Raw genomic sequence first — 818 nt, 5'->3', positions numbered from 1 at the left:
CCATTTTTCAGTATCTTTTATCAGCATAATAATTAAACTCGATCGGTTTTTTCGTTATAACTGATCTGATCGACTGATATAAATAAAGTTCAATTGAAGCCTAATTTATTTGTGTATAAGAGTCAGAGTCTGACAGAGAGGGCAAATAAACAAATGTTTTTTCATTAACTTTTGTTGCAATTGTAATATTTTATGTTTACTTTATAGACTCTAAAACAATCAAATAAGGACGTTAATGTGAATAAAATCACACTCCCACTCTAATGTTTATCACTTTTAATCTCATCTCAAGTATTAGCCGTTGAACACGACTTAGATAATGCAGGTGAAGTAAATAAATTTGTAACAACAGATGTATTTCCTCAAAAAGCATTAATGAAAAAGCAAAGTGCAGTTAAGTTAAATGAGGAGTTAGCTGTAGAAACTACAATCACACCAATTTGTCCTACGCTAGCGACAGAAAGCCTGTATACGCTTAGTAATTCTCAGCCTGGCGAAAGTATTTGTTACCACTTTGAAATTACTGAACGAAGCAAAACGACAGCTTTGCTCGTAGGCCAATCAACTGAGACGGATGTTAACTTAAGTGTACTTAGACATAATCTTGATGATACTTTTACTGCAATTGGTACATCTGCTAATACAGGTAACCTAGATGAGGTTGTATTAGCTTTGACTGAACCAGGTCAGATTGACCTGGTCAACTAAATTCAGTCACCCTAGTTAAGCTACTTTTTCTAACTCATTAATTTTAAATTCAAAATCATTTGGGCTTTGATACCCTAAGTAGGAATGCAATCGGTTACTGTTGTACCACA

At 33.7% G+C, this 818-nt stretch carries 1 protein-coding gene; it reads left to right on the top strand.

All coding sequences use genetic code 11. From position 1 onward, the window contains the following. The first annotated feature begins 375 nt into the window (after nucleotides 1–375). Nucleotides 376–708: a hypothetical protein gene (locus HHO47_RS19025; protein WP_169021698.1), complete on the top strand. Its 333-nt coding sequence runs from the start codon at nucleotides 376–378 to the stop codon at nucleotides 706–708. The last annotated feature ends 110 nt before the right edge of the window (nucleotides 709–818 follow it).

This window comes from Pseudoalteromonas arctica (genome assembly GCF_012927645.1).
Lineage (GTDB): Bacteria > Pseudomonadota > Gammaproteobacteria > Enterobacterales > Alteromonadaceae > Pseudoalteromonas > Pseudoalteromonas arctica_A.
Note: the sequence above shows the minus strand (reverse complement) of the source record. Positions and strands in the feature narration are given on the sequence as shown.